Raw genomic sequence first — 13,912 nt, 5'->3', positions numbered from 1 at the left:
ACTGGCGGGCATGGCCACCGTGTTCACCAAGATCATCCAGGGCGAGCTCCCCGGCCGCTTCGTCTGGCGGGACGACCGCTGCGTCGCGTTCCTCTCGATCAACCCGCTGCGCCACGGCCATGCGCTGGTCGTGCCCGTCCAGGAGGTCGACCACTGGCTCGACCTGGACCCCGAGGTCAACAGCCACCTCATGGCGGTCAGCCAGCGGATCGGACAGGCCCAGATGGCGGCCTTCTCCCCCACCAGGATCGGGCTGATGATCGCCGGCCTCGAGGTTCCCCACGTGCACCTGCACGTCGTGCCGATCGACGGGGTGCACGACATGGACTTCGCCAACGCCGCTCGGGACCCCGACGCCGCCGCGATGGATCAGGCCCGAGACGACCTCGTGGCCGCCCTCCGCAGCGCGGGCCACGACCCGGGCGTGGACTAGAGCAGGGAGGTCTGCTCCGCGGGCTCCTCGGGCACCAGCTCGAGCAGCTCGGGGCCGTTGTTGCGCACGTTGTTCACGAGCGGGGCCACCGGCGTGGCGGTGAGGATGCCGTCGGGCAGCGGCACCAGGAGCCCGGAGAGCGCCTCGAGGTCGTGGTTGTCCCGGTCGAGCCAGGTGGCCCAGCGCTCCTCGGGGAGGATCACCGGCATGCGGTCGTGGATGGTCGCCAGGAGCTCGTTGGGCGAGGTGGTGACGATCGTCAGCGAGCGCAGCGGCTCCTGGTCCTTGTCCGGCCCCCGCCAGAGGGACCAGAGACCGGCGAAGGCCAGCGGCTCGCCGTCGTCGCGGTGGATGAACATCGGCTGCTTCTTGGGCTTCTTGGCGCTGTCGAGCTTGCGCCACTCGTAGAAGCCGTCGGCGGGCACCAGGCAGCGGCGGGTGGCGAAGGGCTTCTTGAACGCCGACTTCTCCGCGAGCGTCTCGGCCCGGGCGTTGATCATCCGTGAGCCGATCTTGACGTCCTTGGCCCAGGACGGCACCAGGCCCCAGAAGAAGGCGTCCAGGAAGCGGCCCCCGTCGGCCTCGACGACGGCGAGGACGTCCTGGGTGGGGGCCACGTTGTAGTTGGGCTCGATCACCGACTCGGCCACGGCCTCGGCCCCGAAGTAGGCCGCCAGCTCGTCGGGTGGCGACGTGGACACGAAGCGACCGCACATGGCTCCGACGGTACCCACGGTGGCGGCGGTGGCGACGGCCTGCCACGCTTCGTCCATGACCGATGCGTCCCCCGCGTTCGACGTCGTCCTGTTCGGGCCCACCGGTGTCACCGGCCGGGAGGTGGCCCGCCACCTGCACCGCCGAGCCCCCGAGCTGGGGCTCACCTGGGCCGTCGCCGGACGCGATCGCGACCGCATCGAGCGGTCGCTGGCCTCGGTGGGCGCCGAACCAGCCGACATCCTCCACGCCGACACCGACGACCGGCGCTCCATCGAGGACATGGTCGGGGCTGCGAAGGTCGTCGCCGACCTGGTCGGGCCCTTCGGCCGCCACGGCGAGCCCGTCTACGCCGCGTGCGCGAGGGCCGGTACCCACTGCATCGACCCCTGCGGGGAGATCGACTGGGTGCTCGACATGATCCGGCGCTACGACGACCGGGCGACGGAGAGCGGCGCCATCATCGTCCCCACGGCGGGCTTCGAGGCGCTGCCCTTCGACCTCGGGGCCCTCCTCGCCGCCCACCTGCTGCACGAGCGCACCGGCCTCGGCGTGGCCTCGGTCGACGTGGCCGTCACCATCACCTCCGACCGGGACCTCCGGGTCCGCTCGGCCGCCGACGCGGTCTCCGGCGGCACCTTCGCCAGCGGCATGGAGCAGATCCGGCGGGGCCGCCCCGAGGTGTCCGATCCCCATGTGCTCGACACCAGGGCGGGCCGGTCCGGTCGCTACGACCTGCGTCCCCGCAAGCACAGCGGCACCGGGCGCTGGCTGTCACCGATGGTGCCGTCCCCGTTCCTGAACCCGCCGGTCGTCCACCGCTCCGCATCGCTCCTTCGCGACAGCGGCGACACGATCCACGCCGCCGACTTCGAGTACCGGGAGGGCGTCGACACCGCCGGCATGCTCCCCGGGCTGCTGGCCGCGCCCGCTGCCGTGGCCGGATCGCTCCTCGCCGTCGGCATGGGCACCCTCACCGGCGCTCGCGAGAAGGTCCGCCGCTCGATCGTGAGCGCCCTCGAGCGGGTCGGGCCCTCCCCCGGCGACGGGCCCCGGCCCGAGGACCTCGATCGCTGGCGCTACCGCCTCGACGTGCGGGCCGTCGACACGAGCGGCGGCACGCAGGACGTGGTCGTGGAGGCCGACGGCCATCCCGGGTACAAGTCGACCGCCACGATCCTGGGTGAGGCTGCCCTCGCCCTCGCCGACCCCGAGGCACCCACACCCGACGGTGCCGGCTTCCTCACGCCGGCGACCGCACTCGGGCTGGAGGTCCTCGATCGCTTCGAGCAGGCCGGCATGCGCATCCGGCCGGCCTGAGCGCCGGTTGTGCCGTCGGCCCCGATCGGATAGAGCTCACCCATGACCGGCTTCCTCCTCCCCACCGAAGCGATCACGTCGATCGAGGCGTACCTCGCGACGGAGACGGGCGGGGCCGGTGTCGCCCGGGCCCAGGAGATCGGGCCGGAGGCGACCATCGAGGAGATCAGCCGGGCCGGCCTGCGGGGCCGGGGCGGCGGTGGGTTCCCGACGGGTCGCAAGTGGCAGGGCATCGCCTCCCAGGAGGGCACCCGTCGCTACCTCGTCGTCAACGGCGCCGAGGGGGAGCCGGGCACGTTCAAGGATCGGGCCCTGCTGCGGGCGAACCCGTACCAGCTGGTCGAGGGCCTGATCATCGCAGCGTTCGCCATCGCTGCCGAGGAGGTCTTCGTGTGCCTCAAGGAGCGCTTCGAGCGGGAGATCGACAACGTCACCCGGGCCGTCGCGGAGATGCAGGACGCCGGCATCTGCACGGACTGCAAGGTCACCGTCGTGGCCGGGCCGGACGAGTACCTGTTCGGCGAGGAGAAGGCGATGCTCGAGGTCGTCGAGGGCCGTCCCCCGCTCCCCCGCCTGCTGCCGCCCTACGAGCACGGGCTGTTCGCCAGCGACATGCAATCCGGGTGGGAGGGCACGCCGGTGTCCGCCCCCGGTGCCGGCGGCGACGCCAACCCCACGCTGGTCAACAACGTGGAGACGCTGTCGAACGTGCCGCACATCCTGGCCCGGGGTGCCGAGTGGTTCCGCTCGATGGGCACCCCGGAGTCCCCCGGCACGATCGTGGCCACCGTGGTCGGCGACGTGGTGGCCCCCGATGTCGGCGAGGTCGAGATGGGATCGACCCTGCGCGACGTCATCGACGCCGTCGGCAGCGGCGTGGGACCGGGCCGATCGGTGAAGGCGGTCTTCTCCGGCGTCGCCAACGCCGTCGTCACCGCGGACCAGCTCGACGTCCCGCTCACCTACGAGGGCTTCCAGGCCATCGGCAGCGGCATGGGCTCGGCCGGGTTCATCGTGCACGACGACACGGCCTGCATGGTCAACGCCGCCTACGTGTACTCGCGGTTCCTCTCCGTGGAGTCCTGCGGCCAGTGCCCGCCGTGCAAGCTCGGCTCCGGCGAGATCACCGAGCACCTCCAGCGGCTCGAGACCGGCGGCGGCACGGCCGAGGACATGCAGGGCATCGCCCACTGGCTGGGCCGCGTCACCGACGGCAACCGCTGCTACCTCGCGGTCGAGGAGCAGATCATGGTCACGAGCGTCGTGCGGGCCTTCGCCGAGGAGTTCGTCGAGCACGTCGACCACGGCAGCTGCCCCCGCCCCCGGCCCATCCCGCTCCCCAAGCTGGTCGACCTCGACGGCGGGCAGGCCACCTACGACGAGACCTTCTGGCGCAAGCGGCCCGACTGGACCTACGAGCCCGAGTGATCCGGGCCGAACCGGGTGCACCAGGTCGTACCAGCGCAACGCCACAGCCCCCGGTACGGTCCGGCACCCCACACCCCGTCCCAGGAGGGTCTCATGGAAGAGCGAAGGGTCGACGAGACCGAGGTCCGACGTGAACGACGCAGCGGCCGTGGACCGATCATCGGGCTGCTCGTGGTCCTGGGCGTGGTCCTCGTGGTCCTGATCGTGCTGCTGGTGAGCGGCGACGGTGACAGCGGCGACGGCATCAGCCCAGGGGACATCGAGGTGGACATCGGTGGGGACGACTGACGAGCGCGAGGGGCTGACGACCGCGACGCCCCGGGCTACCTGCGACGTCGCTCGGCGAGCTCGTCGGCCAGCGCGGCGGACAGCCGCTCCGCAGCGTCGCCGCTCAGGTGGGTGAAGTCGCTGAAGTCCTCGTTCCCGTACCCGTCGCTGACATCGACGAAGGGGACGTCGAGGTCGGTGGCGAGGCGACGCGCCTCGCGCTCGGCGGCCACGTCGACCGACGGATCGGGCAGCAGGTCCAGGAAGCGGGGGGCCTGGGGCAACCAGACGAAGACGACGTCCACACCCTGCTCGCGCAGCGCGCCGACCGTCCGTCGGATGTCCTCGGACATCCGCCCCCCGAGCTCGTAGTCGCCGATCACGTCGCGTCGGATCCGACGGCGCTCGGCATCGCTCGTGTTGGCCCTCCCCGGCCGCCGCTTGCCGTTGGCGTGCAGGACGTCCCGGGCGCCGCTCACCGGGTCGTCCGCCTCGAGCCACGAGCGGGGATCGGCCAGGGTCCGGCGGTGGCGGAACGTGGCCGACCGCGCCGACAGCCACCGGTCGACCTCCGCGAGCACCCCGTCCCGCGCCTCGAACGCCTCGTCGTAGAGGGGAGCCACCTCCTGGGGGCGCGCCGCGTTCAGGTCGATCGATGACAGGGGCCACACCACGGTGTCGACCTCGAGGTCGGGCAGGACGGCGTCGTCGAGCCAACGGCGCTGGAGCGGTGGGATGCCCGCGGGGATGGCGGCGTTGTAGCTGCGGGTGCTGAGCCGTCGGTCGATCACCGCGGGATCGATGCCGTGGTAGGTCTGCGAGGTCCCGATGAAGACGTAGTCGAGCTCTCCGTCCTGCTCGGCGATCTGCTCGACCTTGGCCTGGGCGATCTCGTGGTACCAGGTGACGGGCTCCGCGAACCCCGACGACACGGCGCGGATGGCCACCTCGACCGTCAGGAGCACGGCCACGAGCGTTGCGAGCATCTTGGAGGCGCGGGCGAGCATCAGAACTGGAAGTAGATGAAGGGGGTGGACGGCGAACCGCTGAACAGCACCAGCGCCACCACCGCGACGCCGGTGAGCGCACCGGAGGTCACGGGCGCGTCGAGGGGTCGGCGGACGGTGCGCACGAGACGGGACGGACGGGCCCGGTGGAGCACGTCGATGACCAACACGGCCACGAGCGCGCCAGCGATCATGAGGACCTCACCCCATGCCGCGAGCGACGCCGGCAGCACAGGTCCGCTGAACATCGAGGCCAGCATCTCGCCGGCGTTGCCGAGCGAGCTGGCCCGGAAGGGCACCAGGGTCACGTTCCAGACCAGGAACGCAGCCACGATCGCCGGCACGTGCCGCAGGGCCGGGAGCCGATCGCTGTCGTCGGGCTGCACGCCCATGGCCCGTTCGACCGAGAGGATCACGCCGTGCAGCACGCCCCACGCCACGAACGTCCACGCCGCGCCGTGCCAGAGCCCGCCCAGCGTCATGGTGATCATCAGGTTCCGGTACGTCGTCCAACGGCCGTGCCGGTTGCCGCCGAGGGGGACGTAGAGGTACGCCCGGAGCCACGACGACAGCGAGACGTGCCATCGGTTCCAGTACTCGGTGAGGTTGCGTGACAGGTAGGGCTGGCGGAAGTTGACCCGCAGCTCCACGCCGAGCAGCCGCGAGGTGCCGCGGGCGATGTCGGTGTAGCCGGAGAAGTCGCCGTACACCTGCAGGGCGAAGGCGACCATGGTCGTCCAGGCCATGACGCTGGAGAGGTCCCCGGCGTTCGAGAAGCCCCGGTTCACGATGGGCGCGACCGCGTCGGCGATGGCCACCTTCTTGACCAGGCCGAGCAGGATCAGACCGAGCGCGGAGTGGATCGTCTCGGCGTCGGGGCGGGCACGCGCCGAGCGCAGCTGGGGCAGCAGGTGGGTGGCCCGCTCGATCGGACCGGCCACGAGCTGGGGGAAGTACGCCACGTACAGGGCGAACGTGGGCAGGTCGCGCTCGGGTGAGAGCTGCCGGCGGTAGACGTCGAAGGTGTACGAGATCGTCTGGAACGTGTAGAAGCTGATGCCGACCGGCAGGACGATCTGGAGCAGCGCCGGGTTGGGCTCCAGGCCCGCCCGAGCGAGCAGCGATGCGGCTGACTCGACGAAGAAGCCGCCGTACTTGAACACCCCGAGGATCCCCAGGTTGGTCACCACGCTCGTGACCAGCAGTGCCTTGCGGGCGCGCTCGGTCTGCTCGGTCCCCAGGGCTCGGCCGATCGTGTAGTCGACGGCGGTCGAGAGGAAGATCAGCCCGAGGAAGCGCCAGTCCCAGGCGGCGTAGAACACGTAGGACGCCACGAGCAGCACCCACCGGCGCGCCGCAGGACGGACGGTCCAGTGCAGCCCGACCACCGCGGGCAGGAACAGGGCGTAGACGAGGGAGTTGAAGACCATGGAGGGTGACCGGTCGGGACCCGGGGGGTCCTACCCCGATCGCGCCCTCCTGATTCCTGCCGGAACGACCTCCGCCGGACGCGGCGAGGGCCCCGCCCCCTGTGGGGAGGCGAGGCCCTCTGGCGAGCGCAGGTCCGGCGAGAACCTGGCCCGCTGCCGGCAAGCGTAGGGCTGCGACGCGACCGACCCGGCGCCCTCCGGCCAGGAAGCAGAAGAGCCGGCCCATCGGACCGGCTCTGACCTGCGGAGTGTGACCAACCGGGAGGCAGCGGCCGACGACCTACGGGGCGTCATGCGGGTGGTGGACCATTCGCTCGCTACTCCTGCGGTCGAGATCGCAGGCTTAGATTTCGGCTTCGCTTCGGCCGACCCCACCCCGCGGCGCTGCAACCGTCACCCGCAGCCGACGAGAGACCCGATCGACGAGCCTGTCCGCACGGTCCTCGGGAAGGAACGAGATGTACGACACCAGCATGATGGCGCTGAAGAAGCCGAGGCCGAAGGCCACCTCGATCCCGAGGTGCAGTACCACCCCGGCAGCGATGACCCAGGGTCGAGCGCGACGGTTCCAGACGAGGACGGCCAGTGCCAGCTCGACAGCGATCGTGCCATAGGTCAAGACGTTCGCGAGGAGCAGCGACTCGCTCCAGGAAAGGGGTATCTCGAATCGGGTCAGATCGCCCAGGCGCAGTGAGCTCGCAACCGCCGTGCCCGCCGCCCACTCAGCGCCTTGGGCTTTCGACCAGACGGCGAACAGGTACGCCAGGCTGACTTGGATCTGGATCAGTCGGAGCGCCCAAGGCGCGTGTAGAGGTGCGTGCCAGAACGTCTCCGACGCGGACCGCCACCGATCCAGCGACAGCGCAGCCCCCGCCGGCGCGAGCATGAGGAAGAACGACATGTAGCGCAGCATGCTGTCTCCGGAGTTCATCACCCACGGGTTCCGGCGTCGCAGGGACAGCAGCACGATGAACACCACGGCGGATGCCATCCTGGTGTGGTAGCCAGCGGCGGTCGCGACGGACGCGACGAGCAGCGCGACCACGCAGACGAACACCGCCCAGTCGTGCGGAAAGACGTCGAGCAGTCCGAGCTGCAGGCCGGCGAGGTCGCGTGGCGCGATGACCCCGTCCTCGCCGAAGAAGGCGAGTGCATCCGGAACGATCGACATGGTCCACAGGAAGACGATCGACCCGAACGCGATCCGAAGCATCCCGAGGGTCGAAGTCGAGACAGGGTCGAACCAGAAGTTGTTCCAGCTCTTGGCCAACGATCTCACCACGTTCCTCCCGACGGCCGGACGGCGCGGTAGAGCTCGTCCTGACGCCACCCGGGCCGCACGCGCTCGCCGCTGCCCGGAGTGGGCGTCACGGAGTACTGACGGAGCAGCGTCACGGCGATCGGCGTCTGGCCCTCCCGCCGGTGGTTCCGAGCCACCCACGCAGTCAGGTCGGCCCAGAGGTCGGGCCTGTGGTCCGTCAAGACGTTGTTGGCCAGCTTGCGCCACCGGTACGCGCGGTAGGGGCCGAAGACCGGATTGCCATGAGGTTGGTACCAGTGGTCGGTGCTCCCGTCCGCATACGTCATCCGAGCGGCCAAGCGGAGGGTGGTGGTGCGCGTCTGCGGTGCGAAGAGGCTCCAGTTCTGCGTCAACGCGGTCACGTCGAGGACGGGCTCGACGAGCGGGAGGGTCTGACGCTTGAGCTCTGACCGGGGGAGGTTCGAGACCACCATCGCTGCGAGCAGCACCACCAGGAACGCGCTGATCACGAGTCGACCGACGGGGTGAGCTTCCAGCCGAGCCTGGACGGTGGTGGCTCCGCTGTCGTCGATCATGCTGCGACCATCCCCGTGCCGATGTCCATCGGCCGACTCAGCAGCCGGTAGCCACCGACTCCTCGGTGAGCTCGAAGTCGTTCATGTGGGCACCGTGTCCAGGAGCAGGGCGGCGGTGAGCTTCATGGCATCAGGGACACGTGAGGTCGACGGACATGGGTCCTGCGTCAGTCGGCCCCGTCCCCGTCACGGTGCCACCGTCGATGTCCAGGAACCGCTCAGGACCACTGGGGGCTGCGGCCGTGACGAAGGATTCGGAACCCGTGATGATCGCGACCACGTCGCCCCCGTTCTCGACCCGGGTGACGCTCAACAACGGGCCGTGTTCGAGTGCGGCTTCGAGCGCTACCTCCGGATCCGTGCTTCCGTCGATCACACCGAGGAGCTCGGTGATCACGCCGTCGGGTGTGCCCGCGGTGACCCCGTCGGCTTGCAGCGTCACGACGGTGTTGGTGGCGGGCGAAGCCACATCGCGCACGCACTGGATCACGAGGAAGTCGTACTGGGAGCCTGCGTGGGTGACCGTCGCCGAGCCGCTTCCGGCAACAGCTCCGCTCGTGGTCGACTCGACCGTGTCGTCATCAACCGTCTCGTCGGGGTCAGCGGCGTCATCCGACAATGCATCGTTGGTTGGTGCCGACGTGTCGGTGGCCGCAGAGGCATCGGTGCTGTCGTCGTCACCGCATCCGACGCCGACAAACGCCAACACGAAGACGAGAGCCAAGCCCCGCACCATGTCTCGGGACCATACACGTCGTCTTCGCGGCCTGCTCGCGCATCGTTGTTCGTTGGGTGCGCGAGGGGCGGATGACGGCTCCGCGGAGCTCAGCTACCGTTGCTCGCAGGCGACATCGAACAGGGTGCGCCGTGGGATGGTGGAGGACCGGCACCGCGGTGGCCCTCGAGAGGGCTGGTGAGCGGAAGATGCGTCACGGATCCCGAAACCACCGGGCCGCAGTCGGCGCGATGTGCGCGTGGCTGTTCCTGTCGGCGGGATGCTCCCTGAGCAGCGGGGGCGACGAGGCCGAGCCCCCGGACAGCGGATCGGCGGAAGTGACCACGAGTCGCGTCGACGGTGTGCTCCAGGAGCTCTGGGTGGTCGACCGGTTCCGTGCCGTGGACGCCGAGGGCACGATCGTCGACCTCACACAGCCGCTGCTCGACCTCGCGGGGACGGACGGGCAGGAACCTGCAGCGATCAGCTCGACGGCGTCCTTCGTCCCGTCCTCCCGCTTCGAGCCGCGAATCGTCGACGTCGAAGGGAATCAGGTCGACGGGGTCGACGTACTCGGCGGCGTCATCGAAGACGAAGACGGCAACCGCGCCGTCGCCGTGCTGGCGACGCCAGAGCCCGGCGAGTGGCTCATCGGTCAGAACCACTCGCTGCGCCTCGATGCCCCGGCAACACCGACGGTCACCACCGGCACGCCCCTCGTCGCCGACTACCTCTACGCCCAGTACCTCCCCGTCGAAGGTGCCTCTGGTATCGACGACGACTTGGCCCCGCTCGAGCTGCTTCGCGCCCGCGGTGATGTCGGAGCCGTTGCGTTCTTCCGGGACACCGGTGGTGATTCGCAGGTGGTTCTCGGCGAGATCGGTATGGCGGAGGCGTCGGATGGTGCGGCGCCGGACGGGCCGAACCTCCTCCGCAGCGCGCCCGAGGCCGGCGTCGCCGCTCGACAGGAAGGCGAAGGCAGCAACGGAGGTGGCACCGGCGTCGACCATCTGGTCGACCAGACCCGACAGCAGGTTGCAGACGAGCTCGGCATCCCCAAGGACGCCGTACCGCTCATCGAAGGCATCAGAGAGGGAGTCAGCGATTCTCTCGGCAGGTGCCGGTCCATCACCTGCATCAAGGACCTCCACGACAAGATCCTCGAGGGCGCCGAGGAGAGCCTCAAGAACATCGAGGAGGACCTCGACATCGACGGGGAGGATGACGACGAGGGAGGCGGAGGAGATGACGGCGGACCGCCGCAGACGGCGCCACCGCCCACCCTGCCCCCGATCCCGCCCGACAGCGATTCCGGCGGCGATTCCGGCGGCGACTCGGGCGGCGATTCGGGCGGCGACTCGGGCGGCGATTCGGGCGGCGACTCGGGCGGCGATTCGGGCGGCGACTCCGGAGGCGATTCGGGCGGTGACTCCGGAGGCGATTCGGGCGGTGACTCCGGAGGCGATTCGGGCGGTGACTCCGGAGGCGATTCGGGCGGTGACTCCGGAGGCGATTCGGGCGGTGACTCCGGAGGCGATTCCGGAGGCGATTCGGGCGGTGACTCGGGGGGCGGAGGCGGCAGGGGCGGCTCCAGCGCAGGCCACCCTCACCTGAGGACCTTCGACGGCGCCGGATACGGCTTCCACGAGCCGGGTGAGTTCATCGCGGCCCGATCTCCGGATCTCGAGGTCCAGCTCCGGTACCAACAGGTGAGCCCGACACGGCCGGCCACGACCACCACTGCGCTCGGTCTCGGTGACGGCGACCATCAGGTGTTCGTGAGTCACCGCGATGGTTCGACGGTGACGATCGACGGTGAGCGCACCGACATGGAGGAGGACAGGGTCGCAGAGGCGGGAGACCTCGTGGTGCGACGAACGCCCAGGGGCGTCGACATCGAGGACGGCGAGGGCAACCTCGTCCTCGTGCACCTCGCGCCCAAGTCCCTGAACGTGATCGTGTATCCGAGCGGCGCCCAGAGCTGGGAGGGCTTGTTCGGCAACGCCAACGGCAACCCCGACGACGATTTCCGGACCGCTGACGGTGAGCAGCTGGGCACCAACCCCAACGGCCCCACCCTCCACGGGATCTTCGCCGACAGCTGGCGCATCGACGAGGACGAGTCTCTCATGGAGTACGCCGCCGGCGAGTCGATCGAGACGTACATCGATCCGCCAGCCCTCGAGCCGGACGGCAGCGATCCTCCAGCGACGACCGAGCAGGCCAAGGTCATCTGTGAGCTGGCTGGCATCTCGGACCCCGAGTCGTTCGAGAACTGCGTGTTCGACTTCACGGTCACCGGCAACCCGATGTACGTGGCGAGCGCACGCCACTTCGTGACCATGGCGGAGCAGACGGCGAAGAGCGCTCCGTCGATGCGCCCCCGAGCGACCGAACAGGTGCTGGTTCGGGGCAAGGAGATCGAAGAGCTTCGCGGTGGCGACCTCGCCAGCGGGGCGGGCCTCGTATTGCTCCGCATCCGCGATCCGCAGGGACGGGTGGTCCTCCATGCCTTGGACGCGTCGACCCGGCAAGTCCGATGGGCGGCGATGGACGTCGATCCGAACTGCCGTCCGGCGATCGTTGCTGGCCAGGGCGTCGTCGCACAGCTCCAGCGCGATTCCGAGTCGCTCGACGATGACCGCTCAGCGCTGGTGCTGCTCTCCCTCGACGATGGGTCGGAGCTGGCGCGATATGTGCCGACGAGCGGCGAGGTGCTCTCCCCCTGCAACCGAGCGCTCGTCCACGACGAGGGGGTCGTGATCCACGCAGCGGGAAGGGCCGTGCACGCGTTCCGCATCGACGGTGACATCTCGCCGACCTGGACGGTGGAGCTACCGGGCCGAGCGGCGACAGGTGTCCAGGTCGTCGCCGACCGGGCAGTCGTGGCCTACGCCGGTGACGATGGGGTGGTCCACGAGGCGCTCTCGCTCGATTCCGGAGCGACCACCTCATCGTCGGTGATCGACGGACAGGTCTCCAAGAGCATGCGGTCCCTCGGGGACGGGCTGTTGGCCGTGGTGACCGGTGCCGGCCGGACCACGGGGATGCTGGCGTTGCTGGAGGTCAATGGAGATTCGGTCGAGCAGCGCTGGGCTCGCAGCTTCGGGGCCGGTGATCCTCCAGTGGTGCCGCAGGCTGCGCGCGTCGGCGACGTCCTCGTGGGATGGTCGGTTCACGAGGCCGGTTCCGGGTTGGCAGCCCATGCTGTCGAGGACGGAGAACTGGTGTGGACGCATCGAGCAACCGGGTTCGACAACAGCGCTGGGTTGGTCGACGGCGTCGCCGACCGGGCCGTGTTGATCAGCCCGTTCGGAGGTGCGTGGCTCGAGGTGATCGACACGGACGGACAGCGCATGACGACGATGGATGCCCCGGGCGACTACGGGCCCATCCAGCAGCTCACGGTGCTGGATGATCAGACCGTCATCGCCACGGGCAAGACCCGAAGCGGTGAGATCTACATCGCGTTCCCCGACGTGTGCCCGACCAGCTGCGGACCGTGAGGGCCGACCCAGCGGACCCCGCCATCGACGAGTTGCATTCGGTCTCTTCTACTTGCAGGGCTCCAATGGGATTTCCCGCGCTGCCTGTGATAATTCGCGACACTCGGCGGGTGGGACGCTTGAGGACTCTGGTCAGACCCTTGCTGTGCGCGGCGACCGTGGTGACGGTGGCGGCCTGTGGGGGCGACGACGATCCCGCGCCGGCGTCGTCCGAGACGACGGGCGCGACCACGACGACCGCGGCGCCGGACGACGAGCAGCCGGACGATGAAGTCGGGGCCGGAGATACGGGTGACGACCGCACCGTCGAGCGAGACGAGGAGTTCCTGGCGTCCCTGGACGGCTACCTCGTCTTCTCCTCCGAACGTGACGATCCCGACGACGACAGTCACGACGACCTGTACCAGATGCGACCCGACGGATCGGACGTGGTGCGCATCACCGACAACGAGCGGAACGACTGGTGGCCCCAGGTCGTCGATGACGGCGGCGCGCTGCTGCTCGGCCGGGACTACCCCGATGAGAGCCGGTCACCTCGGTCCGGTCACTCGGCCTGGGGGATCTGGTTGCTCGACGGGTCCGGTGACGCCGTCGACCTGACCGACGACAACGAGTTCAACTCCGGCCCTCGCCTGTCTCCGGATGGCACGCGCATCCTCTTCACCTCTGCCCGGGACGACAGCCAGGGCTTCGACGACGCCGGTCTGTTGCAGCTGGGGCTGACCGCGGTGTGGGTCATGGAGCGGGACGGTTCGGACGCCCAGAAGTTGAGCGACGACGGGGCCAACGCCGGAGCCTGGTCACCTGACGGCAGCGAGATCGTCTTCACGGCCGCGACCGAGCGTGACGGCCCCTCCGACATCTTCGTCATGGCGGCCGACGGCTCCGACGTCCGCCAGGTCACCGACACCGACATCGACGAGGCGCGGCCCGACTGGTCGCCGGACGGAACCAGCATCGTGTTCGATGCCGACGACGGCGACGGCGACACCGAGATCTTCGTGATCGGCGTCGACGGAAGCGGCCTCCGACAGCTCACCGACAACGACACCGACGACGACTTCGCCCGGTGGTCACACGACGGTGAGGCGATCGCCTTCACCTCCGACCGGGACGGGAACTCGGAGATCTACGTCATGGCGGCCGACGGGTCCAGCCAGTCGAACATCTCCGCGGACCCCGCGCTGGACATCTACCCGAGCTGGTCCGAGGTGCCCTTCGGCTGATTTCCGCGAAGCTGAGCGATCGTCGGCTGA

12 protein-coding genes are annotated in these 13,912 nt (G+C 69.7%); 6 read left to right on the top strand and 6 right to left on the bottom strand.

What is annotated here, in order from left to right:
* Positions 1-10 precede the first annotated feature (10 nt).
* On the top strand, positions 11-433 hold the full coding sequence (locus RGQ06_RS16655) for an HIT family protein (RefSeq protein ID WP_432429842.1): 423 nt from the start codon (positions 11-13) through the stop codon (positions 431-433).
* Here the strand turns inward: RGQ06_RS16655 and RGQ06_RS16650 are convergent.
* Entirely contained in the window at positions 430-1,206 is a 777-nt protein-coding gene (locus RGQ06_RS16650) for an SOS response-associated peptidase (RefSeq protein WP_432429841.1), read from the bottom strand. The genes RGQ06_RS16655 and RGQ06_RS16650 overlap by 4 nt on opposite strands.
* Between RGQ06_RS16650 and RGQ06_RS16645 the strand changes: the two genes are divergently transcribed.
* The 3 genes from RGQ06_RS16645 to RGQ06_RS16635 all read left to right on the top strand — a co-directional run bounded on the left by RGQ06_RS16645 (position 1,205) and on the right by RGQ06_RS16635 (position 4,183).
* On the top strand, positions 1,205-2,467 hold the full coding sequence (locus RGQ06_RS16645) for a saccharopine dehydrogenase family protein (protein WP_432429840.1): 1,263 nt from the start codon (positions 1,205-1,207) through the stop codon (positions 2,465-2,467). The two genes, RGQ06_RS16650 and RGQ06_RS16645, sit on opposite strands and share 2 nt — an antisense overlap.
* A 42-nt stretch (positions 2,468-2,509) precedes the next feature.
* The gene (locus RGQ06_RS16640) at positions 2,510-3,895 is read left to right on the top strand and encodes an NADH-ubiquinone oxidoreductase-F iron-sulfur binding region domain-containing protein (RefSeq protein WP_432429839.1); all 1,386 of its coding nucleotides are present in this window, start codon (positions 2,510-2,512) and stop codon (positions 3,893-3,895) included.
* Positions 3,896-3,988: 93 nt separating this feature from the next.
* Positions 3,989-4,183, top strand: a complete 195-nt coding sequence (locus tag RGQ06_RS16635; RefSeq protein WP_432429838.1) for a hypothetical protein — start codon at positions 3,989-3,991, stop codon at positions 4,181-4,183.
* Positions 4,184-4,218: 35 nt separating this feature from the next.
* On the opposite strand, the gene RGQ06_RS16630 is transcribed toward RGQ06_RS16635, so the two are convergent.
* From RGQ06_RS16630 to RGQ06_RS16610, 5 genes are all read right to left on the bottom strand, one after another.
* Entirely contained in the window at positions 4,219-5,169 is a 951-nt protein-coding gene (locus RGQ06_RS16630; protein ID WP_432429837.1) for a hypothetical protein, read from the bottom strand.
* Positions 5,169-6,599 carry an MBOAT family O-acyltransferase gene (locus RGQ06_RS16625; RefSeq protein WP_432429836.1) on the bottom strand — a complete coding sequence of 477 codons (1,431 nt, stop codon included), beginning with the start codon at positions 6,597-6,599 and terminating at the stop codon, positions 5,169-5,171. The genes RGQ06_RS16630 and RGQ06_RS16625 overlap by 1 nt, the downstream gene beginning before the upstream one ends.
* A gap of 343 nt (positions 6,600-6,942) precedes the next feature.
* Complete coding sequence (locus tag RGQ06_RS16620) at positions 6,943-7,869, bottom strand: HTTM domain-containing protein (RefSeq protein ID WP_432429835.1); 927 nt, start codon at positions 7,867-7,869, stop codon at positions 6,943-6,945.
* Between the two features lie 5 nt (positions 7,870-7,874).
* Positions 7,875-8,435, bottom strand: coding sequence for a hypothetical protein (locus tag RGQ06_RS16615; protein ID WP_432429834.1), 561 nt, complete (start codon positions 8,433-8,435; stop codon positions 7,875-7,877).
* Positions 8,436-8,565: 130 nt separating this feature from the next.
* The gene (locus tag RGQ06_RS16610) at positions 8,566-9,159 is read right to left on the bottom strand and encodes a hypothetical protein (protein WP_432430072.1); all 594 of its coding nucleotides are present in this window, start codon (positions 9,157-9,159) and stop codon (positions 8,566-8,568) included.
* Between the two features lie 371 nt (positions 9,160-9,530).
* Between RGQ06_RS16610 and RGQ06_RS16605 the strand changes: the two genes are divergently transcribed.
* Positions 9,531-12,656 (top strand): VWD domain-containing protein, encoded by a 3,126-nt coding sequence (locus tag RGQ06_RS16605; protein WP_432430683.1) that lies wholly within the window; start codon positions 9,531-9,533, stop codon positions 12,654-12,656.
* A 110-nt stretch (positions 12,657-12,766) separates the two neighbouring features.
* Positions 12,767-13,882: a TolB family protein gene (locus tag RGQ06_RS16600; protein WP_432430682.1), complete on the top strand. Its 1,116-nt coding sequence runs from the start codon at positions 12,767-12,769 to the stop codon at positions 13,880-13,882.
* Positions 13,883-13,912: the final 30 nt, after the last annotated feature.

The organism is Salinilacustrithrix flava (assembly GCF_041228405.1).
Lineage (GTDB): Bacteria > Actinomycetota > Acidimicrobiia > Acidimicrobiales > Salinilacustritrichaceae > Salinilacustrithrix > Salinilacustrithrix flava.
This window is presented reverse-complemented; position numbering and strand designations above follow the sequence as displayed.

Coding starts and splice junctions, on each gene's coding strand:
- RGQ06_RS16655 (WP_432429842.1), top strand. CDS start 11: ATGGCCACCGTGTTCACCAAGATCATCCAGGGCGAGCTCCCCGGCCGC.
- RGQ06_RS16645 (WP_432429840.1), top strand. CDS start 1,205: ATGACCGATGCGTCCCCCGCGTTCGACGTCGTCCTGTTCGGGCCCACC.
- RGQ06_RS16650 (WP_432429841.1), bottom strand. CDS start 1,206: ATGGACGAAGCGTGGCAGGCCGTCGCCACCGCCGCCACCGTGGGTACC.
- RGQ06_RS16640 (WP_432429839.1), top strand. CDS start 2,510: ATGACCGGCTTCCTCCTCCCCACCGAAGCGATCACGTCGATCGAGGCG.
- RGQ06_RS16635 (WP_432429838.1), top strand. CDS start 3,989: ATGGAAGAGCGAAGGGTCGACGAGACCGAGGTCCGACGTGAACGACGC.
- RGQ06_RS16630 (WP_432429837.1), bottom strand. CDS start 5,169: ATGCTCGCCCGCGCCTCCAAGATGCTCGCAACGCTCGTGGCCGTGCTC.
- RGQ06_RS16625 (WP_432429836.1), bottom strand. CDS start 6,599: ATGGTCTTCAACTCCCTCGTCTACGCCCTGTTCCTGCCCGCGGTGGTC.
- RGQ06_RS16615 (WP_432429834.1), bottom strand. CDS start 8,435: ATGATCGACGACAGCGGAGCCACCACCGTCCAGGCTCGGCTGGAAGCT.